The organism is Curtobacterium flaccumfaciens (assembly GCF_051548005.1).
In the GTDB taxonomy this organism is placed as follows: domain Bacteria; phylum Actinomycetota; class Actinomycetes; order Actinomycetales; family Microbacteriaceae; genus Curtobacterium.
In genome coordinates this window covers 37,621-58,449 of record NZ_JBPUGH010000001.1, presented here as the reverse complement: position 1 = coordinate 58,449, position 20,829 = coordinate 37,621, and the positions used below count along the sequence as shown (strand labels likewise).

20 protein-coding genes are annotated in these 20,829 nt (G+C 71.5%); 7 read left to right on the top strand and 13 right to left on the bottom strand.

Annotated elements, in window-relative coordinates; genetic code table 11:
• Positions 1 to 107 precede the first annotated feature (107 nt).
• Both ACSW7Y_RS00285 and ACSW7Y_RS00280 read left to right on the top strand, forming a co-directional pair.
• The gene (locus ACSW7Y_RS00285) at positions 108 to 338 is read left to right on the top strand and encodes a type II toxin-antitoxin system VapB family antitoxin (protein WP_438124364.1); all 231 of its coding nucleotides are present in this window, start codon (positions 108 to 110) and stop codon (positions 336 to 338) included.
• Positions 335 to 739 carry a PIN domain-containing protein gene (locus tag ACSW7Y_RS00280; RefSeq protein ID WP_438124363.1) on the top strand — a complete coding sequence of 135 codons (405 nt, stop codon included), beginning with the start codon at positions 335 to 337 and terminating at the stop codon, positions 737 to 739. The genes ACSW7Y_RS00285 and ACSW7Y_RS00280 overlap by 4 nt, the downstream gene beginning before the upstream one ends.
• A 73-nt stretch (positions 740 to 812) precedes the next feature.
• Here ACSW7Y_RS00280 and glgX read toward each other — a convergent pair whose 3' ends face one another.
• Positions 813 to 2,831, bottom strand: a complete 2,019-nt coding sequence (glgX, locus tag ACSW7Y_RS00275) for a glycogen debranching protein GlgX (RefSeq protein ID WP_438124362.1) — start codon at positions 2,829 to 2,831, stop codon at positions 813 to 815.
• 136 nt (positions 2,832 to 2,967) lie between these two features.
• The gene (locus ACSW7Y_RS00270; RefSeq protein WP_438124361.1) at positions 2,968 to 3,705 is read right to left on the bottom strand and encodes an SDR family NAD(P)-dependent oxidoreductase; all 738 of its coding nucleotides are present in this window, start codon (positions 3,703 to 3,705) and stop codon (positions 2,968 to 2,970) included.
• A gap of 77 nt (positions 3,706 to 3,782) precedes the next feature.
• Between ACSW7Y_RS00270 and ACSW7Y_RS00265 the strand changes: the two genes are divergently transcribed.
• Together ACSW7Y_RS00265 and ACSW7Y_RS00260 are read left to right on the top strand one after the other, a co-directional pair.
• Positions 3,783 to 4,376 carry a TetR/AcrR family transcriptional regulator gene (locus ACSW7Y_RS00265; protein WP_438124360.1) on the top strand — a complete coding sequence of 198 codons (594 nt, stop codon included), beginning with the start codon at positions 3,783 to 3,785 and terminating at the stop codon, positions 4,374 to 4,376.
• A 9-nt stretch (positions 4,377 to 4,385) separates the two neighbouring features.
• Entirely contained in the window at positions 4,386 to 4,838 is a 453-nt protein-coding gene (locus ACSW7Y_RS00260; RefSeq protein WP_438124359.1) for a hypothetical protein, read from the top strand.
• A 4-nt stretch (positions 4,839 to 4,842) separates the two neighbouring features.
• Here the strand turns inward: ACSW7Y_RS00260 and ACSW7Y_RS00255 are convergent, their stop codons facing one another.
• The 4 genes from ACSW7Y_RS00255 to gabT form a co-directional block, all read right to left on the bottom strand.
• The gene (locus ACSW7Y_RS00255) at positions 4,843 to 4,998 is read right to left on the bottom strand and encodes a hypothetical protein (protein WP_438124358.1); all 156 of its coding nucleotides are present in this window, start codon (positions 4,996 to 4,998) and stop codon (positions 4,843 to 4,845) included.
• A gap of 110 nt (positions 4,999 to 5,108) precedes the next feature.
• On the bottom strand, positions 5,109 to 6,479 hold the full coding sequence (locus tag ACSW7Y_RS00250) for a flavin monoamine oxidase family protein (RefSeq protein ID WP_438124357.1): 1,371 nt from the start codon (positions 6,477 to 6,479) through the stop codon (positions 5,109 to 5,111).
• Complete coding sequence (locus ACSW7Y_RS00245) at positions 6,476 to 8,005, bottom strand: NAD-dependent succinate-semialdehyde dehydrogenase (RefSeq protein ID WP_438124356.1); 1,530 nt, start codon at positions 8,003 to 8,005, stop codon at positions 6,476 to 6,478. The genes ACSW7Y_RS00250 and ACSW7Y_RS00245 overlap by 4 nt, the downstream gene beginning before the upstream one ends.
• Positions 8,002 to 9,366 carry a 4-aminobutyrate--2-oxoglutarate transaminase gene (gene gabT / locus ACSW7Y_RS00240; RefSeq protein WP_438124355.1) on the bottom strand — a complete coding sequence of 455 codons (1,365 nt, stop codon included), beginning with the start codon at positions 9,364 to 9,366 and terminating at the stop codon, positions 8,002 to 8,004. Before gabT ends, ACSW7Y_RS00245 begins: the two co-directional genes overlap by 4 nt.
• A gap of 92 nt (positions 9,367 to 9,458) precedes the next feature.
• Between gabT and ACSW7Y_RS00235 the strand changes: the two genes are divergently transcribed.
• Complete coding sequence (locus ACSW7Y_RS00235) at positions 9,459 to 11,054, top strand: PucR family transcriptional regulator (RefSeq protein ID WP_438124354.1); 1,596 nt, start codon at positions 9,459 to 9,461, stop codon at positions 11,052 to 11,054.
• A 9-nt stretch (positions 11,055 to 11,063) separates the two neighbouring features.
• Positions 11,064 to 11,681 (top strand): TetR/AcrR family transcriptional regulator, encoded by a 618-nt coding sequence (locus tag ACSW7Y_RS00230; protein WP_438124353.1) that lies wholly within the window; start codon positions 11,064 to 11,066, stop codon positions 11,679 to 11,681.
• A gap of 180 nt (positions 11,682 to 11,861) precedes the next feature.
• Here the strand turns inward: ACSW7Y_RS00230 and ACSW7Y_RS00225 are convergent, their stop codons facing one another.
• The 6 genes from ACSW7Y_RS00225 to ACSW7Y_RS00200 all read right to left on the bottom strand — a co-directional run bounded on the left by ACSW7Y_RS00225 (position 11,862) and on the right by ACSW7Y_RS00200 (position 18,750).
• Positions 11,862 to 12,878: an alpha/beta hydrolase gene (locus ACSW7Y_RS00225; protein WP_438124352.1), complete on the bottom strand. Its 1,017-nt coding sequence runs from the start codon at positions 12,876 to 12,878 to the stop codon at positions 11,862 to 11,864.
• Between the two features lie 107 nt (positions 12,879 to 12,985).
• On the bottom strand, positions 12,986 to 13,204 hold the full coding sequence (locus ACSW7Y_RS00220; protein ID WP_438124351.1) for a hypothetical protein: 219 nt from the start codon (positions 13,202 to 13,204) through the stop codon (positions 12,986 to 12,988).
• A gap of 216 nt (positions 13,205 to 13,420) precedes the next feature.
• Positions 13,421 to 14,758, bottom strand: coding sequence for an ABC transporter substrate-binding protein (locus ACSW7Y_RS00215; protein WP_438124350.1), 1,338 nt, complete (start codon positions 14,756 to 14,758; stop codon positions 13,421 to 13,423).
• 100 nt (positions 14,759 to 14,858) lie between these two features.
• Positions 14,859 to 15,809: a carbohydrate ABC transporter permease gene (locus tag ACSW7Y_RS00210; protein WP_438124349.1), complete on the bottom strand. Its 951-nt coding sequence runs from the start codon at positions 15,807 to 15,809 to the stop codon at positions 14,859 to 14,861.
• The gene (locus tag ACSW7Y_RS00205) at positions 15,806 to 16,720 is read right to left on the bottom strand and encodes a carbohydrate ABC transporter permease (protein WP_438124348.1); all 915 of its coding nucleotides are present in this window, start codon (positions 16,718 to 16,720) and stop codon (positions 15,806 to 15,808) included. Before ACSW7Y_RS00205 ends, ACSW7Y_RS00210 begins: the two co-directional genes overlap by 4 nt.
• Entirely contained in the window at positions 16,717 to 18,750 is a 2,034-nt protein-coding gene (locus ACSW7Y_RS00200) for a beta-galactosidase (protein ID WP_438124347.1), read from the bottom strand. The genes ACSW7Y_RS00205 and ACSW7Y_RS00200 overlap by 4 nt, the downstream gene beginning before the upstream one ends.
• A 213-nt stretch (positions 18,751 to 18,963) precedes the next feature.
• On the opposite strand from ACSW7Y_RS00200, the gene ACSW7Y_RS00195 reads away from it, so the two are divergent.
• Positions 18,964 to 19,986: a LacI family DNA-binding transcriptional regulator gene (locus tag ACSW7Y_RS00195; protein WP_438124346.1), complete on the top strand. Its 1,023-nt coding sequence runs from the start codon at positions 18,964 to 18,966 to the stop codon at positions 19,984 to 19,986.
• A 12-nt stretch (positions 19,987 to 19,998) separates the two neighbouring features.
• Here the strand turns inward: ACSW7Y_RS00195 and ACSW7Y_RS00190 are convergent, their stop codons facing one another.
• Positions 19,999 to 20,676 carry an NUDIX domain-containing protein gene (locus ACSW7Y_RS00190; RefSeq protein ID WP_438124345.1) on the bottom strand — a complete coding sequence of 226 codons (678 nt, stop codon included), beginning with the start codon at positions 20,674 to 20,676 and terminating at the stop codon, positions 19,999 to 20,001.
• Between the last annotated feature and the right edge of the window lie 153 nt (positions 20,677 to 20,829).

Here is a 20,829-nt window from a genome sequence, read left to right as displayed (position 1 = left end):
GGCCTGACCAGACTGGCGATGAGTTGGAGGCGCGCCGCCAGCCGGCGCCGCGCCTCCAGGCTTATACATCGGGTTATATAGTTGTGGTCTGGACGACAGGAGGCACCATGACGGTCACGACCATCGACCTCGACCAAGCCGTGCTCGACATGGCCAAGCAGCTCACAGGAGCGCGGACGAACCGCGACGTGGTCAACCGAGCCCTCCAGACCCTCATCGCGGTGCGTCAGCAGCCCGCCGCGGTCGAGCGGATCATCGGTCGGGACTTCCCCGACGACCAGACCGCCGGTTCCGTCGTCCACTACGTCGCTCCCGGGCACCCGTCTGACGACGCGTGAGTGCCTACGTCGTCGACAACTCGGTCTGGTGGAAGGCGCGGAAGTTCTCGGGCATCGCTTCGCGGCTCCGAGAGGTCGCGACACGGGACCTCATCCTGACCTGTCCACCTCAGGTCCTCGAGTACTGCTTCTCGGCTCGGAACGCCGCTGAGCACGACGAACTGATGTCGGACATGCAGGTGTTCTTCCCAGTCGACGTCCACCCGAGCGGACGCGACGTTCTGCGGGTACAGAGTGCCCTGTGGAAGGGGGGCTACGTGCGCGGTGCCGGAGCGATCGACACCGCGATCGCGTCGTACGCCATCGCGAACGATGCGATCGTCCTGGCCGCCGACCGCGACTACGAGCACATCGCCGCAGTCGTGCCGGAATTCCGCCTGGAGTACCTCCCCGAGCACTGACGGCCCGACCAGACCAGCAACGGACGGGAGGCGCGGTGCCAGCCGGCACCGCGCCTCCCGTCGCTCGTGTGGTCTAGACCAACGCCGTGAACGACGCGTCCCGCACCAGCACGGCCGCGGCGTCGCCGCCGACCGCCTGCTCCGGGTCGCTCGACAGCCCCAGTGCCCAGCTCCCACCGCCCGGCTTCTCGGGGAGCGTGAACTCCACGGTCGTGTCCGAGGCGTTGAGGAGCACCGCCACCACGTCCTCACCCTGCGTCAGCACGAGGATGACGGCACGGTTCCCGCCGTCGGCCCAGTCGGTGTCCTCGAAGCCCTGTGCGTCGGCACGGAGCACCTGCACGGTCGAGTCGGAGTCGCCAGGGGCGGTCCGGTACCACTCGGGCCGGAGCGCCGGGTGTTCGCGGCGGAACGCGATCGCAGAGGTCGTGAAGGCGAGCAGGTCCTGGTCGGCAGCGGCCCAGTCGAACCACGAGATCTCGTCGTCCTGGCAGTAGGCGTTGTTGTTGCCGCCCTGGGAACGGGCGATCTCGTCACCGCCGAGGATCATCGGCACGCCGGCGGAGAGCAGCAGCGTCCCGAGGAAGTTCCGGCGCTGGCGGTCGCGGTAGTCGTTCACCGCGCCGTCGTCGGTCGGGCCCTCGATGCCGCCGTTGAACGAGGTGTTGTCGCTCTCGCCGTCGTTGTTGTCCTCGCCGTTCGCCTCGTTGTGCTTCTCGGCGTACATCGTGAGGTCGGCGAGGGTGAAGCCGTCGTGCGCGGTGATGAAGTCGACCGAGCACAGCGGCGAGCGCCGGGACCCCTCGTACACGTCCGGGCTGCCGAGGACGCGCTGGACGGCGTCACCGAGCGTGCCCTCGTCACCGCGCCAGAACGCCCGGAGGTCGTCGCGGTACTTGCCGTTCCACTCCGACCAGTCCGCCGGGAAGCCACCGACCTGGTAGCCCGCGGTGTCCCACGGCTCCGCGATCATCTTCACCTCGCGGAGCACCGGGTCCTGGTGGATGATGTCGAGGAACGCGGAGTGCTTCTCGGCCTCGCCGTCCTGCCGGGTGAGCGTCGTGGCGAGGTCGAACCGGAAGCCGTCGACGTGCATCTCCTCGACCCAGTAGCGGAGCGAGTCAGTGATGAGGCCGAGCGCGGACGGGTGGGACACGTTGAGGCTGTTGCCCGTGCCGGTGGTGTCGAAGTAGTTCGCCTCGTCACCCTCGACCAACCGGTAGTACGACTGGTTGTCGATGCCCTTGAAGGACAGCGTCGGGCCCATGTGGTTGCCCTCGGCGGTGTGGTTGTAGACGACGTCCATGATGACCTCGAGCCCGGCGGCGTGCAGGGCCTTGACCATCTCCTTGAACTCGCGCACCTGCTGGCCCGCGGTCCCCGAGGACGAGTACTCGTCGTGCGGAGCGAAGAAGCCGATCGAGTTGTAGCCCCAGTAGTTGCGGAGGCCCTTGTCAGCGAGCGTCGAGTCCTGCACGAACTGGTGCGTCGGCAGGAGCTCGACGGCGGTGATCCCGAGGTCGGTGAGGTGCTTGATCGCTGCCGGGTGCGCGAGTCCGGCGTAGGTGCCGCGGATCTCCTCGGGGACGTCGGGGTGCTGCTTCGTGAAGCCCTTGACGTGCACCTCGTACACGACGGTGTCGGCGTAGGAGGTCCCCGGGCGGGTGTCGCCGTCCCAGTCGAAGTCGCGGTCGGCGACGACGGACTTCGGCATCGCGCTCGCAGAGTCGGTGTCGTCCCGTTGCTCCGGGTGCTCCATGTCGTGGCCGAAGAGCGCCTGCCCCCACTCGTACGTCCCGTCGATCGCGGTCGCGTAGGGGTCGAGCAGGAGCTTCGCCGGGTTGTGCCGCAGCCCGTTCGCCGGGTCCCAGGCGCCGTGGACCCGGAAGCCGTAGCGGGTGCCGACGGCGACGTCCGGCACGACGTCGTGGAAGGTGTAGCCGGTGCGGTTCCGGAGCTCGGTGCGGTGTTCGGTGCCGTCCTCGTCGAAGCGGCAGAACTCGACGCGCTCGGCGGTGCTCGAGAAGAGGGCGACGTTCGCGCCGCCGTCGACGAGCGTCACGCCGAGCGGGGTGCGGGAGGAAGTGGTCATGTCGTCCTTGTACCGGTCGGCTGCTGTGTCCTGGGTCGGACGTCGTACCCCGGGCGCGTCGGTGCAGCCACGACAGACCCGGAGGGGAGGCGCGGAGCCCGTCCGCCCCACGCCTCCCGTCTTCCGTCCGGTGGGGTCAGACCGCGATGCGTCCGCCGTCGACGGGCAGCACCGCGCCGTGCACGAACGAGGCCGCGTCGGTCGCGAGGAACACGATCGCCTCGGCGACCTCCTGTGCGGAGCCGGGCCGGCCGGCGGGTGCGGCCGCCGCGAGCTGGTCGAGCCCCTCACCCATCGCGGCGGTGCCCTCGGTGCGGGTCGGGCCGGGGCTGACCGCGTTCACCCGGACGCCGGACGGCCCGAACTCGGCGGCCCACGACTTCGTGAGGAGCACGAGCGCGGCCTTGGTCGAGCCGTAGAGCCCCATGCCCGCTGCACCGAACTCGGCGACCATCGTGGTGACGTTCACGATCGCGCCTGTCCCGCGCTCGGCCATCCCCGGCGCGAGGGCGGCCACGAGGAAGTACGGCGCCTTCACGTTGATGTCGAAGACCTCGTCGAAACCGTCCGAGGTGGTGTCAGCCGTCGCACCGAAAGGGAAGACGCCGGCGCTGTTGACGAGGACGTCGACCCGTCCCCCGCCGATGCGCAGCGCCTCGGTCGCGAGCTGCCGAGCGCTCGAGGCGTCTCGGAGGTCGGCGGTGACGAAGTCCGCGGTGCCACCGGCTGCGCGGATGCCGTCGACGACCGCGGCCCCGCGGTCGGCGTTGCGTCCGGAGACGACGACGTGCACGCCGCGGGCGGCGAGGAGTTCGGCGGCCGCGCGGCCGATGCCGCTGGTGGATCCGGTGACGAGGGCGGTGGTGGAGGTCATGGCAAGTCCTGACTGAACAAATCGGTTCGGTTACTGAGTGCTGGTAACTGTACAGATCAGTGCAGTAAAGTCAAACCATGGCCGACACGACCGCACCTCGAACGCGACGACGCCCGGCACGAGAGCGAGCCGTCGCCACCGCCGACCGACTGTTCTACGAGCAGGGCATCCACGCTGTCGGCGTCGATCAGGTCGCTGCTGAGGCCGACATCTCGAAGGCGAGTCTCTACACGCACTTCCGGACGAAGGACGACCTCGTGCTCGGCTACCTCCGCGGTCGCAGCGCGTCGTGGCAGGAACACGTCGCGGCCGAGCTCCCCACCCGTGGATCGACGCCGGTCGAGCGCGTGCTCGCCGTGTTCGACCTGCTCGGGGAGTGGTTCGACGAACCCGGGTACCGCGGGTGCCCGTTCATCAACGTCGAGGCCGAGTACGGCGTCGGACACCCGACGCACGAGGTCACCCTCGAGCACCGCGCGTGGGTGCGTGATCTGTTCGAATCACTCCTCACCGAAGCGGACGACAGCGACCCGGAGTCGACCGCGCTCCAGCTCTGCGTGCTCTACGACGGCGCGATGGCCAGCGCCCAGGCCGACCCCGACCGCCCGTGGGCATCGGCGGCACGGAGTGCGGCCGCCAGGGTGCTGGGCGTGACGGACGGGCGACCGTAGGATCGGCTCGTGACCACCGGCGCTCCTCGCTCCCGCCCCACGCTCGTGACCGCTGCCGTCCTGCTCTGGCTCGTGGTGTTCGCCGTACAGGCGGTGGCCCACGTCGGACGGATCGGCGCCGAGGCCCGCGCGTTCGGGCCCTGGTCCGTGGTGCCGGTCGTCCTCGGGTTCGCCGTGCTCGGCTTCTTCGCCTTCGGAGCGTTGCGCCTCGCCCGCCGGTCGAGGCGCGCCCGCTTCTGGCTGGCCGTCCTCGGCGCACTGTCCCTGGTCGGCTCCTTCGCGCCGCCGTACGGTCTGACCACCGCCGAGGGGGTCGCCTCCGCGATCGCCGCGATGCTCCCGTACCTCCCGGGCGCGCGCGGCTGGTTCCCGCCGCGTGCACCCCGCGCCTCGAAGCCGCAGCCGCCGCGCGTGGTCGGCTGGGACCCGGAGACGGGCGAGCCGATCCGCGCCAGCGAGTGACCGACTAGACCGACTGCGGGTCCGCGGGCTCACCGCCCGAGTCGTGGTCGCTGTCCTGCGAGGGGTCCTCGGTCGCGTCGCCGGACGGGGACCCGTCCGGCAGCTCCTCGGTGTACTCGCGCTCGGCGTCGGACGGCTGGCTGCTGCTCGTGTCGCTCATGGCCGGGACGCTACGCGCGGCGCGCGCCGTGCTCGTCCAGGCGACCGAGCGACGGCCGGGAGGCGCGGGGCGGGCCCGCATCGCGCCTCCCGGCCGTCATCCGGTTCCGTCTACCGCGCCACCGGCTGCGGGAGCGCTGCGAGGATCTCGGCGGCCGCTTCGCGGCCCATCCGGACCGCCCCGTCGACGTGCTGGTACCCGTGCCCGGCGAGGTCGCTCGACGCGAACCGCAGCGGTCCGACGGCGGCCCGCTGGTCGGCGCCGTACCGGACGAGCCCGCCGAGGTCGAAGCTCGCGGCGTACGCGCCGCGGGTCCACTCCTCGGTCCCCCAGTCGCTCTCGTAGTAGACGACCGGGCGACGCGCCTCGTCGCCGTAGTAGTGCGCGAGCGAGTCGAGCACGCGGGCCTTGCGTTCCTCGGCCGAGAGGGCGAAGACGTCGTCCGCGTGCTGGTCGGACACGAACCCGACCAGCGTGCCCTGCTCGGAGCCGTGCATCGAGTTGTCGTACGCCTCGTGCACGAGCTCGTAGGGGCTGAACGCGGTCCCCGACAGTCCGGCGCCGCGCCAGAACGGCCGGTCGTAGACGGCGTGCACCTTGATGACGAAGCCCATCGAGAGGTGCTGGTGGAGCTGGTGCTGCCGGCGGGGCAGTGGCGGCTCGTAGCTGATCCGGGAGTACAGGGGCGGCGGGACGGCCACGAGGGCCTGCCGCGCTCGGACCTCGACACCGCCGTCGGCGATCGCGACCACGCCCTCGTCGTCCCAGCGGAGCGTCCGGACCGGCGCGTTCAGGTGCACGTCGTCGCCGAGCGCCGCGGCGAGACGCTCGGACACCTGCTGCATCCCGCCGACGACGCGCTTGTCGAGGATGAAGTCGGCGTCGACGAGGTTCGAGAAGCTCCCCGCCGAGGCCGCCATGAGCAGGGCCTGCAGCGCGGAGAACGTGTGCGCGGGCTTGGTCAGCATGGCGCCGGCGATGAAGAGCTCGACGTTCTCGGTCGCGACCCGGTCGTCACTGAGGCGCCGGAGCCACTCACGGAAGGACACTTCGTCCAGCGCTTCTGCGTCGGGGGTCTCCCAGGGACGCGACGGGTCGACCTTCGCGACGTACTCGTCCACGACGGCCACGAGCCGTTCGATCTCGGTCGCCGTCGACTCCGGGAGCGGGAAGATGTCGCCGGTGTACTCCGTGCGGGAGCCGTGCTGGTCGATGTAGACGCTCGACCCCTCGCGGTAGCGGTCGTACGTCTCGAGGCCGAGCTCCTCGAGCGTCTCGAGCAAGGCGGTCTGGTCCGGGGAGACCCACTGCCCGCCGATCTCGAGCGTGACGCCCTCGATGTCGTTCGTCCACGTCCGGCCGCCCACGCGGTCACGGGCCTCGAGCACGGCGACGCTCCGGCCCTCCGCGACGAGGCGGTTCGCGGCGACGAGGCCGGTCACCCCGGCGCCGATGACGACGACGTCCTTCTCGATGGTCATCGCTGCGTTCCCTTCGTGCGCCCGAACGGGTCGGGCGTCAGTGTGTACATGGTCTCGAGGTACTCGTGCAGGCCCTCGCCGCCGCCCTCACGCCCGAGGCCGGACTGCTTGACGCCCCCGAAGGGTGCCGAGGCGTTCGACACGATGCCGGTGTTGAGCCCGAGCATGCCGGTCTCCAGCCGCTCCATCAGACGCTGCCCGCGAGCGGGGTCCTCGGTGAACGCGTACCCGACGAGGCCGTACTCGGTGTCGTTGGCCGCGGCGATCCCCTCGTCCTCCGTGGAGAACGTACGGATCGCGAGGACCGGACCGAAGATCTCGTCGCGGAGCAGGTCGCTGCCGGGCTGCACGTCGGTGATGACCGTCGGCGCGTAGAACGTCCCCGGGCCGTCGACGGGCTGCCCGCCGGTGCGGAGGGTGGCACCCCGGTCGAGTGCGTCGGTCACGAGCCGGTGTGCCTTGTCGACGGCACGCTGGTCGATGAGCGGTCCGATCGCGACGCCGTCCTCGGTGCCGCGGCCGACGGTCATCGCCTCGACGCGCTCGGTGAGCCGCCGGGCGAACTCCTCGGCGACCGACTCCTGCACGACGAACCGGTTCGCGGCGGTGCACGCCTGTCCGGTGTTGCGGAACTTGGCCGCGAGGGCGCCCTCGACGGCGAGGTCGAGGTCGGCGTCCTCGAACACGAGGAACGGTGCGTTGCCGCCGAGCTCCATGCTGGTGCGGAGGACGTTCTGCGCGGCCTGCGCGAGGAGCGTCCGGCCGACGGGGGTCGACCCCGTGAACGACAGCTTCCGGAGTCGGGGGTCGCTGATGATCGGTTCGGACAGCGCTCCCGCGTGGCTCGTGGCGACGACGTTCACGACCCCGGCCGGTACCCCCGCCTCGAGCAGCAGGTCCGCGAACAGCAGGGTCGTGAGCGGGGTGAGTTCGGCCGGCTTCACGACCGCGGTGCACCCGGCGGCGAGCGCGGGGGCGATCTTGCGCGTCGCCATCGCGAGCGGGAAGTTCCACGGCGTGATGAGGAACGTCGGACCGACGGGCTTGTGGGTGACGATCGCCCGGCCGGAACCCTCGGGGTTCGTGCCGTAGGAGCCACCGATCCGGACGGCCTCCTCGGAGAACCACCGGAGGAACTCGCCCCCGTAGGTGACCTCGCCGTTCGCCTCGGCGAGGGGCTTTCCCATCTCGAGGGTCATGAGCAGTGCGAAGTCCGCGCGTCGGTCCTGGAGCAGGTCGAACGCCTTCCGGAGCACCTCGGCACGCTGCCGCGGCGGGGTGGCTGCCCACGCCTGCTGGGCGGCCACGGCGGCGTCCAGTGCGCGGACACCGTCCTCGGGGGTTGCATCGGCGATCTCGAGGAGCGTCTCGCCGGTCGACGGATCGACGACGGGGAACGTCGCGCCGTCGGCCGCCTGCTGCCACGTACCGTCGACCAGGAGGCCCGTGGGGACCTTCGCGAGCAGCTCGCGTTCGGCGTCGGTGCGGCCGGGGCGGGTCGTGTGGTCGGTCTGGGTGTCGGTCATGCTGCGGCGAGTCCTTCCAGGACGACGTCCAGGCCTTCGCCGAGGAGGGCGTCGTCGATCGCGAGCGGGGGGAGGAAGCGGAGGACGTTGCCGTACGTCCCCGCGGTGAGCGCGATCACGCCGTGCTCGTACGCGTACTTGACCACACGGCCGGTGAGCGCGGCGTCGGGTTCGCCGGTCGCCGGGTCGACGAGCTCGATCGCGACCATCGCACCGCGGCCGCGGACGTCGCCGATGCGGGGGTCCTCGGCCTGGGCGGCGCGGAGGCGCTCGAGCAGGAGGTCACCGATGGCTGCAGCGCGCTCCACGAGCCCGTCGTGCTCGAAGGCGTCGATCGCGGCGAGCGCGGCGGCGCAGGCGACGGGGTTGCCGCCGTACGTGCCGCCGAGGCCGCCGACGTGGGCGGAGTCCATGATCTCGGCCCGACCCGTCACGGCCGAGAGCGGCATCCCGCCGGCCATGCCCTTCGCGGTCGTGACGAGGTCGGGGACGACACCCTCGTGCTCGCTCGCGAACATCGCGCCGGTGCGGGCGAACCCGGTCTGGACCTCGTCCGCGATGAAGACGACGCCGTTGGCGGTCGCCCACTCGGACAGCGCCGACAGGAAGCCGGGTGCCGGGACGACGAAGCCTCCCTCGCCCTGGATGGGCTCGATGAGGAGCGCGGCCGTGTTCTCGGCGCCGACCTGCTTCTCGATCTGGGTGATCGCACGCTTCGCGGCCTCGGCTCCGGACAGTCCGCCGTCACGGAAGGGGTAGGACATCGGGACGCGGTACACCTCGGGGGCGAACGGTCCGAACCCGTTCTTGTAGGGCTGGTTCTTCGCGGTCAACGCCATCGTGAGGTTGGTCCGGCCGTGGTACGCGTGGTCGAACACCACGATCGCCTGCTTGCCGGTGTGCTTGCGGGCGATCTTCACGGCGTTCTCGACGGCCTCGGCACCGGAGTTGAACAGGGCCGTGCGCTTCTCGTGGTCGCCGGGGGTGAGTCGGTTCAGCGCCTCGGCGACCTCCACGTACCCGTCGTACGCGGCGATCGTGAAGCACGTGTGGGTGAACGAGGCGACCTGCTGCTGCACGGCCTCGACCACGCGGGGATGGGCGTTGCCGACGCTCGTCACGGCGATGCCGGAACCGAGGTCGACGAAGGAGTTGCCGTCCGCGTCGACGACCACGCCACCTCCGGCCGCGACGACCGCGATCGGTACCGCGACCTCGACACCGGCTGCGACGGCTGCGCGCTTGCGGTCGAGGAGCTCCCGCGAGCGGGGACCCGGCACCTCGGTGACGAGCCGACGCTCCTGCGGCAGCGAGGGGCCACCCGTGGCGGCGCTGGTCGAGGGTGCGACGGTGGAGGTCATGCGGCGATCGTAGGAGCCGGACGACGGGACCCCCACCGTCCACGGCGTACACCCGGTCCGCTCCCCTTCGCCACAGCGGATAGCATCCGACCATGGCCGCCACCCTGCGCTCCCTCCTGCACCGCGCCGACCTCCGGCTCCGGCTGCTCACGAGCGACGACGCCCCGGCACTGGACTCGCCACTGTCCTGGCTGCACAGCTCGGACCTCGAGGACCCGACGCCGTTCCTCGCCGACGGGCAGGGCCTGCTCACGACCGGCACGCAGTTCGGGGACGCCGAGGTGAGCGCGGACGTGGCCGAGGCGTACGTGGGACGTCTCCGGCACCGCGGCGTGGTCGCACTCGGCTTCGGGACCGAGGTCGTCCGCGCCGGGACCCCCGCGACCCTCGTCGATGCCTGCGACGCCCTCGGGCTGCCGCTCTTCGAGGTGCCGTACGAGACGTCCTTCATCGCCGTCGCGCAGGCCAACGCGGACGCGGTGTCCCGCGAGGCGAACGCCCGGAACGCCTGGGCCCTCGCAGCACAGCGGGCGATCTCGCTCGCGGCGATGCGACCGGACGGCCTCGGCGCGACGATCGCCGAGCTCTCCCGGCAGCTCGACGGCTGGGTCGGGCTGTTCGACCTGACGGGCCGACTCGACCGCGGGTTCCCCGACCGTGCCGTCCCGGATGCCGACCTCGACGTGCTGCGGTCCGAGACGCTCCGACTCCTCCGGGCGGGGCAGCGGGCGAGCCTCCCGGTCACCACCGAGCACCGCACCGGGTACACGCTCCAGACGCTCGGCAGCGGCGGGCACCTCGCCGGGGTGCTGGCGATCCAGAACGGTGGGGCGCTCGACCGGGCGGGGCGCGAGGTCGTCACCGCCGTCATCGCCCTCGCGGGGCTGGCCCTGCAGCAGAACCGCGAGCTCGCCCGGGCCCGCGGGCTCCTGCGCACCGGGCTCCTGACCATGCTGTCGGTCGGTGACCCGGCCGTGGTGGACTCGACCTCGCGTGAGGTCTGGGGGCCACTGCCCGCGGAGCCGGTCCGGATTGCGGCCGTCGACGTGGCGGACCAGGACCTCGACGCGGTCGTCGACCTGCTCGAGCTCTGGGTCCAGGAGCGTCCCGGCCGGCTGTTCTTCGCCGTCGACGACGCGCTCTTCCTCTGCGTCGGCGCGGAGGACACGACCGTGGTGGAGGAGCTCGTCGACCGGTTCGAGCTGCACGCGGGGCTCTCCGACGGGGCCTCCTACCGGTACTTCGGGCGCGCCCGCACCGAGGCCGTGCAGGCGCTCGACCGCCGCCGCGAAGGACGCCCCGGCACCACCGAGTTCGGCGACCTCGCCCGCGAGGGGGTGCTCGCCCACCTCGCCCACGTCGACGTCGACGCCGGTGCCGTCGCGCGCGCGTTCCTCGCCCCGCTGCTCGACCACGACCGGGCCTCCGGCACCGAGCTCACCCGGACCGTCCGGACGTGGCTCGAACAGAACTGCGAGTACGACCGCACCGCGCAGGCCCTCGGCGTCCACCGGCACACCGCCCGCGCACGGGTGGAGCACGCCGGGCGACTGCTCGACCGCGACCTCTCCGCCTTCGCCACCCGCGCGGACCTCTGGGCCGCGTTCGTGGTCGACGGCAGCACCAGCGCGACCGACCGCACCGGCGCGATCGGTCCGACCCGCAGCAGCGGGCCGGCCGCCGTCTAGGCTGTGCGCGTGCCGACCCCACCGACCCGCCGGCGCCTCAGCCCCGCCGAGCGGGAGGCTCAGATCACCGAGGCGGCCGTCGTGGTCGCCCGCACCGACGGCCTGACCGCGGTCACCCTGCGCGGGGTCGCTGCGGCGGTCGGCGTCGCCCCGTCGCTCGTCGCGCACTACCGCCCTTCGATGGAGGAGCTCGTCGGTGACACGTTCCGGTCGATCGCGTCCGCCGAGGTCGCGGAGGTCGCCCGACTCGTGGCCCACGAGGCCGACCCGGTCGCACAGCTGGCCGTCCTCGTGGCCGCCGTGACCGATCCCGCCCGCGACGACGTGGCCGTCCTCTGGGCCGATGCCTGGAGCCTCGGCCGCACGAACGACGTGCTCGCCGCCGCAGCACGCGACGTCATGGACGCGTGGCAGCGGCTCGCGACCGACGTCGTCGCCGCCGGCGTCCGAGCCGGAGTGGTGCGCGCCGAGGATCCGTCGGCGGTCGGTCGCCTCCTGTTCGCGCTCGTCGACGCCACGAACGGCTACGCCCTCGTCGACTACCTCGACCGCTCGACGCGCGACGACCTCGTCCGGAGCACCATCGCCCGCGCGGTCGGCCTCGACGCGGCGGCCCTGCGCGGCTGAGTCGCACGGGCGCGCCGCGTCCGACGTCGCTCAGTGCGAGCTGGGGCGCACGGTGGCAGGTCGTCGTTCCGCACCGTGTCGACGACCTCGCACGAAGCGCGCGAGCGCAGCGTGACCACACGCCGGACGGGAGGCACGGGTCGGGCCCGCCCAGCGCCTCCCGTCCGGTGCGCGGCTCCGTCAGCCCAGGACGCGCGCGGTCCAGTCGGCGAGCGCCGCGACTGCGCGCCGGGACACCGTCGCCTCCGGGACCATGCTCGTGAAGCCGTGGAACGCGCCGGGCCAGACGTGCAGCTCGGCGTCGACCCCCGCCACCCAGAGCGCGCTCGCGTAGGCCACGGTCTCGTCGCGGAACACCTCCGCGCTGCCGCAGTCGAGGTACGTCGGCGGGAGCCCGGTGAGGTCCGTCGCCCGAGCCGGTGCGGCGTACTGCCACACGTCGTCGGTTCCGCGACGATCGCCCAGGTACGCGTCCCAGCCGAAGCGGGTCAGCGACCGGTCCGCGACCCCGACGCCGTCTATCTGCCGGGTCGAGACCGTGGCGTCCCGGTCGTCGAGCATCGGTGAGACGAGCACCTGCGCCAGCACGGACGGCCCCTGTCGGTCCCGGGCGAGGAGGACCGTCCCGGCCGCGAGTCCGCCCCCGGCGCTCTGCCCGGCGACGAGGATGCGCTCAGGGTCGACCCCGAGCTCGTCGGCGTGCTCCGCGACCCAGACCAGTCCGGCGTAGCAGTCCTCGACCGGGTACGGATCGGGGTGCTCGGGCGCGAGGCGGTAGTCGACGCTCACGAGCACGACGTCGTGGTGGTCGAGGAGCCACGGGTCGTAGGAGTCGAGGTTGCCGAGGTGGTGCCCGAACACCATACCGCCGCCGTGGATCGCGTACACGACCGGTGCGGTGCCGGTGCGGCCGGTGCGCTGGACGACCGCGAGGTCGATCGGGTCGCCGCGGTGTCCCGGCACGGTGATGCTGCGTCGTTCGAGTCCGCGACTGGCGAGCCGGGCGTCGAGCTCGGCCTCGGTGACGTCGAGCTGCCGCATCCGGGGCAGGGCCTCGGGCGTCACGGTGAACGGCCCGCGAGCGGCGAGCGCGTCGAGGAACGGGACGAGCTCGGGGTCGAACGGCGGGTGGACGAGTCGGTCGCTGGGCACGAGGTCGCTGGGCACGAGGTCGCTGGGCATGAGGTCGCTGGGCACGGGGTGCACTCCTTCGGTGAGAAGTGGCGACTCCCGTGAGACGCGTGCGTGGCCTCGTGCGCCGGAGCCCACGGACGTTTTCCCTCTGCCGCGACCCTAGCGCACCGTCAGGCCCCCTCCCGGTTCCGCTCCCGCCGACGGCGGACCGCGGCCAGGATGCGCCGCCAGCCGACGAGGTACGCGACCAGGCTGATCGGGATGGCGATCGGCTGGGGCAGCCCGAGGACGACCAACAGGACGGCCAGCGCCCCCACGGCCACCAAGAGACCCACCAGTGCCAGGGTCTGGACGTTGCGCAGTCGTCGCTCGCGTCGGTCGGTCGCCATCCGTCCACCCTGCCCGTTCCTGGTGCATGCCGCGCGCATGAGTGTCCGCCATTCCAGCCCGCGGATCGGCAGAGTGGCGACGCTTGCGACGGAAGCGCGCCGCCCACTGCCGCGGTACGGTCCCACCGTCACCACACGACGGACGGGAGGCACGGTGCCAGCCGGCACCGTGCCTCCCGTCCGGATGCGCGTCAGCGCCACCCGTCCGTCAGGGCGTCAGCCCTTGACCGGGATCGACTGCGCCTTGAGCGCCGCGACGGTCTTGGACTGCCCCGACTGGAGCGCCTCGAGGAGCGTGCCGTTCCCGGAGGCCGCCTGGCCGAACCCGTCGGACACGTCCGAGTAGGTCTGGGTCATCGTCGGACCCCAGGTGAAGGGCTGGATGTCCTTCGCCGCGGTCGCGAACTCCTCGTAGATCTTCTGGTTGCCGTAGAAGGGGAGCCCCTCGGTCAGCGCGGGGAGGTCGGCACCGGTGGTGGACGCCGGGTAGAGGTTGGCCTCCTTGTTGAGGGCGGCGAGGGCCTCCTTCGAGGTGTTCAGCCACACGAGGAACTTCGACGCCTCGGCCGGGTGCTTGCTGCCCGTGAAGACGACGTTGGACGAGCCACCCCAGGCAGCGGACTTGGTCTCACCCGAGGTCCACTGCGGCATCGGCGCGACGGCCCACTTGCCCGAGGTCGAGGGCGCACCGCTCGAGATGGTGTTCGCACCCCAGACGGCCGAGACCCAGGTCCAGTCCTGGCCCTTGTCGTACGCGTTGTTCCACTGGTCGGTGAAGCTCGGCAGCGTGTTGACGAGCTTCTTGTCGATGAGGTCCTGCCAGTAGTCGGCGACCTTCTTCGACGCGCTGTCCGTCAGGTCGACCTTCCAGTCCGAGCCGGAGTTCGAGAACCACTGGCCGCCGGCCTGCGAGACGAGCCCGGCGAACTGGTTGACGTCGCCCTTGGCGAAGTTGGTGATGTTGCCGCCCATCGCCTTGATCTTCACGGCGTCCTCGGCGTACTCCTCCCACGTCTCGGGGACGGACAGGCCGGCCTTCTCGAACAGGTCCTTGCGGTAGTAGAGCGCCATCGGGCCGGAGTCCTGCGGCACGGCGTAGACCGACTTCGACTCGCCGAAGGTCACCTGGTTCCAGAGACCGGAGGAGAAGTCCTTCTTCGCGTCGCTGATGCCGGCGCAGGCGCCGATGTCCTCGAGGCCGCCCTGCACCCGGAAGGCCGGCAGCGTGTCGTACTCGACCTGGCCGATGTCCGGCGCCTGCTTGGCCTTCAGCTGGTTGAAGAAGTTCTGGTAGGTGCCGCTGTTGCCGTTCGCGACGATGGAGACCTTGACCTGGATGTCCGGGTTCTCCTTGTTCCAGATCGCCACGACCTTGTCCATGTTGGGGACCCAGGTGGTGAAGTCGAGCGTGACCTTACCGCTCGACGGCTTGCAGCTCGCGGCCGCGGTGTCGGAACCGCTTCCGGAGCCGCTGCCGCCGGCGCTGCAGCCGGCGAGGGCCACGGTCGCGGCGACCGCCACGGCGGCGACGCTGAGCAACTTCGTTGTCTTCATGCTGTTTCCGTTCGGATGTGGGTGGAGGGTCGGTGGTGCTGGTGGAGGCCGTCGCGGCTGCGGCTGGGGGATCGCAGCTGCGACGGGGTCGGGGACGCGGCTACTTCAGGCCGCCGGCGCCGAGGCCGGACCGCCAGAACCGCTGGAGGGAGAGGAACGCGATGAGCAGCGGGATGATCGAGACGAACGACCCGATGAGCACGAGGGTGCGCAGGTCCGGGTACTGGTTCACGCTGGAGTTCCACGTGTAGAGGCCGAGGGTGACGGGGAACAGCGACGAGTCGCGGAGCATCACGAGCGGCAGGAAGAAGTTGTTCCAGATGGCGACGAACTGGAACAGGAAGATCGTCACGAGCGCGGGCGACATGAGCCGCACGGCCACGGTGAAGAACGTGCGGACCTCGCCGGAGCCGTCGATACGGGCGGCCTCGATGATCTCGTCCGGCACGCTCGACGCCGCGAACAGCCGCGACAGGTACACGCCGAACGGGCTGACGATGCTCGGGAGGAACACCGACCAGAACGAGTCGGTCAGGTCGACCTGGCTGAAGATGAGGAACAGCGGGAGCGCCAACGCCGTCGCCGGCACGAGCACACCGCCGAGGAACACGTTGAACAGGGCCTCGCGGCCGCGGAACCGGTACTTCGCGAGTGCGTACCCGCACATCGCGGAGAGCACCGTGCCGATGAGCCCGGCGACGCCGGCGTAGGCGATGCTGTTGAGCATCCACCGCACGTAGACGCCGTCCTGGTACGTGAACAGCTTGCCGAGGTTGCCGAGGAAGTCCTGCACCGACGAGGCGCTGAACCACAGCGAGAACGTCGTGTTGAAGTTCGCGGTGGTCTTGGTCGAGGAGACCAGCAGCCAGAAGATCGGCAGCAGGAAGTAGACGGTGAAGACGCCCATGACGAGCATCGCCGCGCCGCGCGAGATGACGCTCTCACGCGGTCCCCGCGCTCCGCGCTGGTGCGGCCGGGAGGCACGGTTCGGCTCGAGCGGTCGGCCTGCGTCCGCCACGAGGTCGCGTCGGGAGGGTGCGTTGACGGTCACTGGGCGGCCTTCCGCTGGGTCAGTCGGAGGAACCCGATCGACAGGACGAACGTGGCGACGGCGAGGACGACCGAGAACGCCGCGGCGAGGTTGAAGTTCGGCACCGAGGAGGTCGAGTAGACGAGCATGTTCGGCGTGAAGGTCGACGAGATCGTCGAGGTGAACTGCCGGAACACGGTGGGCTCGGTGAGGAGCTGGAGGGTACCGATGATCGAGAACACCGCGGTGAGGACGATCGCCGGGATCACCATCGGGATCTTGATCGAGAGCGCGATGCGGAGCTGCGAGGCGCCGTCGAGCTTCGCGGCCTCGTAGATCTCGGTCGGGATCGCGAGGAGCGACGAGTAGATGATCAGCATGTTGTAGCCGACGTAGACCCACGTGACGACGTTCGCGACGGCCCAGAGGACGGTGCCGGAGCCGAGCAGGTCGACCTTCGACGTGACGGCGGAGAACGGCGAGAGGTCCGGCGCGTAGAGGTAGCCCCACATGATCGCCGCGATGACCCCGGGGACGGCGTACGGCGCGAAGAACGCCAGGCGGAAGAACCGCTTGCCGCGCAGGAGCGGGGAGTCGAGCAGGAGCGCGAAGACCAGGGCGAGCGCGAGCATCACGGGCACCTGCGCGACGCCGAACAGCAGCACGCGGAGGACCGAGCCCCAGAACTCGCTGTTCTGGAACACGAGCACGTACTGGCTGAGGCCGCCGAACACCTGCGTCGGAGCACCGAACGTGCCCTGGCGCTCGATCTTCAGCAGCGACTGCCACACCGCGTAGAGGATCGGGACGAGGTAGAACGCGGTGAAGAGCACCGCGAACGGCGTGACGAACACCGCGATCGCGCGGCGGTACCGGAAGCCCCCGCCGCGTCGACGTCGGGCGACCCGGGGTCGCTGGGCTGTGGTGGTCATGAGGGCTTCCTGTCCGTGCGGATGATCTGGGTGCCACCGGGGGCGATGGTCGTGGTGCCGGCCACGGCGCGGTCGGCGACGAGCTCGTGGCCCGCCTCGTGGTGGTCGACCGCCCGGTCGGAGTGGTTGAGGAGGAACACCCACTCGTGCTGGTCGTCGCGGCGTCGGACGACCTCGAGGCCCGGCTGGGCGGCGGGGTCCGGGGTGACCCCGGCCTCGTCGAGCACCCGGCGGAGCAGGTCGGTCCGAGCGGCGTCCTCGAGGACGGTCGACACGTACCAGGCGCTGCCGGTGCCGTGCGCGTTGCGGGTGACCGCCGGGCAGCCGTCGAGCGGCCCCTCGGCGTAGTGCGTCACGGCCTCGGCGCCGCGGAGCTCCACCGGTTCGGACCAGGTGTGTGCGCGGGTGCCGTCGGAGAGCGCGAGGGTCTGGTCGGCGGCGAGCGGGAGGAACTCGTCGACCCGGACGCCGAGCAGGTCGCGGAAGGCCCCCGGGTACCCGCCGGTGCGGACCCGGTCGCGCTCGTCGACGATGCCGCTGAAGAAGGTGACGACCGCGCTGCCGCCGGCGGCGACGAGGTCGGCGATCACCGCGGCGTGTTCGTCGCGGACGAGGTACAGCTCGGGGACGACGACGACCGCGTACCCGTCGAGCGGCGCACCGGGGGCGACGACGTCGACCGTGACGCCCAGGTCCCACAGCGCGCCGTGGAACGCGTGGACCTGCTCGAGGTACGTGAGCGCGGTCGTGGGGTGGGCCTCGAGGTCGGCCGCCCACTGGTTCTCCCAGCTGAAGACGATCGCGACGTCCGCGGTGACCCGGGACCCCCGGAGCTCACCGAGGCGTTCGACCAGTGCGCCCAGCTCGACGACGTCGCGCCAGGTCCGGGACTCGGTACCGGCGTGCGGGAGCAGCGCGGAGTGGAACTTCTCGCTGCCCTGCACGGATGCGCGCCACTGGAAGAAGCAGACCCCGTCGGCCCCGCGGGCGATGTGCGCCGCGGTGTTCCGGAGCATCTCGCCCGGGGCCTTCGCGACGTTGTGCGGCTGCCAGTTCACGGCACCCGTCGAGTGCTCCATGAGGAGCCACGGGGCGCCGCCGGCGAGCCCGCGCGTGGTGTCGGCGGCGAACGCGAGCTCGACGTGCGGCCGGGGCAGGCGGTGGTCGAGGTAGTGGTCGTTCGCGATGACGTCCATGTCGTCCGTCCACGTCCAGTAGTCCATCGCGGTGATGTGCGCGGCGACCATGAAGTTCGTGGTGACGGGCTTGTCGCTCAGGCTGCGCAGGACCTCGGCCTCGGCGCGGTGGTGCGCGAGCAGCTCGTCGGACGAGAACCGGTCGAAGTCGAGCGTCTGGCCGGGGTTGGTGGAGGAGAGCGTGGCGCGGGGCGGGAGGACCTGCTCCCACGCGGAGTAGCGCTGGCTCCAGAACGCGGTGCCCCACGCGGCGTTGAGCTCCTCGACCGTGCCGTAGCGGGCCCGGAGCCAGTTCCGGAAGGCCTCGGCGGAGACGTCGCAGTAGCAGTGGGCGTTGTGGCAGCCGAGCTCGTTCGAGACGTGCCACAGCTGCACTGCGGGGTGGTCGCCGTAGCGCTCGGCGGTGGCACGGACGAGGGCGAGGGCGTGCTCGCGGTAGACCGGGGAGCTCGGGCAGAACGCCTGGCGTCCACCGGGCCAGCGGGTGGTGCCGTCGGCCACGACCGGCAGGACCTCGGGGTGCGCGGTCGTGAGCCACGGCGGGGTGGAGGCGGTGCCGGTGCCGAGGTCGACCCCGATGCCGGCGTCGTGCAGGAGCTCGATGACGCGGTCGAGTGCGCTGAAGTCGTACTCGCCCTGGCGCGGCTCGACGTGCGACCAGCCGAAGACGTTGATCGCGACGAGGTTCACGCCGGCCTCGCGCATGAGCCGGACGTCCTCGACCCAGACCTCGGGGTCCCACTGCTCGGGGTTGTAGTCGCACCCGAACGCCAGGCCGGTCGAGCCGAGCCCGAGCGCACCGGTGGCGACGGTCGGCTGGGTGGTGGTGGTCACGGGAGTCCTCGCTGGTCGGGGCGGCCCTGCCGTCGGTCGCGTGCGACCCCTTCGACGGCGAAGGCCAACCCAGGATTCTGGGAGCGCTCCCAGTCAACGGCAGACGATCGGGTCCGGGTGTTCTGGGAGCGCTCCCAGAGTGAACACCAGCACGCGGCGGATGTCAACACGCGCCGCTCGGTCCCCGCCCTGTCGTGCGGATACGCTTGCCGCATGTCCGACGTCCGTGCCGCCCGTTCCCGCGCCACGATCCAGGACGTCGCGGACGAAGCCGGCCTCTCGCGCGGCACCGTCTCCCGGGTCCTCAACGACGAGCCGTACGTCTCCCCGAAGGCCCGCGAGGCCGTGCAGGAAGCCGTCCGTCGCGTCGGCTACGTCCGGAGCGCCGCAGCTCGCAGCCTGGTCACCCGGCGGTCCGGCGCGATCGCGCTCATCGTCCACGAGCCCTCGGTCCAGGTGCTCGACGACCCGAACATCGGGAACATCCTCATCGGCACGAACACCGTGCTGTCCGAGGCCGACCAACAGCTCGTGACGATCATGGTCGACTCCGCGCGGGACAACGAGCGCGTGGTCGAGTACCTCCGCGGCGGGTTCGTCGACGGCGCGATCGTGCTGTCCGCCCGCGACGGCGACGCCGTCACGCGTGCGATCGAGGAGATCGGACTGCCCGCGTGCTTCGTCGGGCACCCGTCGGACGCGCCGAACACCTCGTACATCGCGATCGACAACCGCGCCGCGGCGTACGAGATCACGAGTCGACTCGTCGAGACCGGACGGCAGCGGATCGGCATGCTCGCCTCGGGACTCGACCGCGACTCCGGGCAGGACCGCCTCGCGGGCTTCGAGGCCGCGCTCGGCGACCGCTTCGACCCGCTGCTCGTGGCCCCGAACCCGCTCTTCAGCTACACGGCCGGCGTCGAGGGCATGCGCGAACTCCTCGACCGTGCGCCGGACATCGACGGGGTCTTCGCGGCGTCGGACGCGGTCGCGGCGGGGGCGATGGACGTCCTGCAGCGCGCCGGTCGGTCCGTCCCCGGCGACGTCGGCGTGGTGGGCTTCGACGACAGTGCCTGGGCACTCCGCTGCGACCCGCCGCTCTCGACGGTCCGGCAGCCGGCCAAGACCCTCGGCGAGCACGCGGCGCGCCAGGTGCTCGCGCAGATCGCCGGGTCCGACGAGGGTCCGCACGGGCTCATCCTGCCCACCGAGGTGGTGTGGCGCGCCAGCGCCTGACGTCCGGTCGCGTCAGCCCCGAGCGCTCCGGTGGAGGGCGAGCCACTGCAGCAGCATGATCGTCTTGCCGTCGGAGATCCGCCCGTCGTCGACCATCGCGAGCGCGTCGTCCACCGGGAGCTCGAGCACCTCGATGTCCTCGCCCTCGTCCTCGACGCCGCCGCCGTCCTCCACCCGGTCCGCTGGCGTGTAGGCCCCGACGTACCCGTGCACCCGCTCGGTGACGGACCCGGGACTCATGAACGCGTCGAACACCTTCGTCAACGCCCCGAGTCGGATGCCGAGCTCCTCCGCTGCCTCACGCCGGACCGCCGTCTCCGGGTCGTCCTCGTCGAGCAGTCCCGCCGCGGCCTCCACGAGCATGCCGTCCGGGTGGCCGTTGACGTACGCCGGCCAGCGGAACTGCCGGGTGAGCAGGACGGTGTCGCGCTCCGGGTCGTGCGGCAGCACCGTGGCGCCGTTCCCCCGGTCGTAGGTCTCGCGCTGTTGGCGGTCCCACCGGCCGTCGCGCCGCCGGACGTCGAGCGTCGTCCGCCGGAGCACGTGCCAGCCGTTCGAGACCACCTCCACGTCGTGGACGACCACGTCCGGGTTGCGGTCGAGGTCACGGCCGACGGCGTCGAGGCCGGTGCGACCCCGGTCGTCCGGGACCGTCTCGCCGGGGCGTGCGTTCGTCATCGGGGTCTCCACGCCGCCACGGTAGCGCGGCGGTCGGACGCACCGGGGTGCGCCGCGGACGACGCGACCGACGAGCCGGGGCCGAACCGTGCCTCCAGGCCGGGCGCCGGGTCTCGCCTGGGCGGACGCGGGCGGAACGCGAACAGGCCCCCGGATTCCTCCGGG

Bases quoted from the DNA above. Each gene is read 5' to 3' on its own strand.
- ACSW7Y_RS00205 (WP_438124348.1), bottom strand. From the start codon at position 16,720: ATGACCACCACAGCCCAGCGACCCCGGGTCGCCCGACGTCGACGCGGC.
- ACSW7Y_RS00270 (WP_438124361.1), bottom strand. From the start codon at position 3,705: ATGACCTCCACCACCGCCCTCGTCACCGGATCCACCAGCGGCATCGGC.
- ACSW7Y_RS00250 (WP_438124357.1), bottom strand. From the start codon at position 6,479: ATGACCATCGAGAAGGACGTCGTCGTCATCGGCGCCGGGGTGACCGGC.
- gabT (WP_438124355.1), bottom strand. From the start codon at position 9,366: ATGACCTCCACCGTCGCACCCTCGACCAGCGCCGCCACGGGTGGCCCC.
- ACSW7Y_RS00255 (WP_438124358.1), bottom strand. From the start codon at position 4,998: ATGAGCGACACGAGCAGCAGCCAGCCGTCCGACGCCGAGCGCGAGTAC.
- ACSW7Y_RS00265 (WP_438124360.1), top strand. From the start codon at position 3,783: ATGGCCGACACGACCGCACCTCGAACGCGACGACGCCCGGCACGAGAG.
- ACSW7Y_RS00285 (WP_438124364.1), top strand. From the start codon at position 108: ATGACGGTCACGACCATCGACCTCGACCAAGCCGTGCTCGACATGGCC.
- ACSW7Y_RS00195 (WP_438124346.1), top strand. From the start codon at position 18,964: ATGTCCGACGTCCGTGCCGCCCGTTCCCGCGCCACGATCCAGGACGTC.
- ACSW7Y_RS00245 (WP_438124356.1), bottom strand. From the start codon at position 8,005: ATGACCGACACCCAGACCGACCACACGACCCGCCCCGGCCGCACCGAC.
- ACSW7Y_RS00235 (WP_438124354.1), top strand. From the start codon at position 9,459: ATGGCCGCCACCCTGCGCTCCCTCCTGCACCGCGCCGACCTCCGGCTC.
- ACSW7Y_RS00220 (WP_438124351.1), bottom strand. From the start codon at position 13,204: ATGGCGACCGACCGACGCGAGCGACGACTGCGCAACGTCCAGACCCTG.
- ACSW7Y_RS00215 (WP_438124350.1), bottom strand. From the start codon at position 14,758: ATGAAGACAACGAAGTTGCTCAGCGTCGCCGCCGTGGCGGTCGCCGCG.
- glgX (WP_438124362.1), bottom strand. From the start codon at position 2,831: ATGACCACTTCCTCCCGCACCCCGCTCGGCGTGACGCTCGTCGACGGC.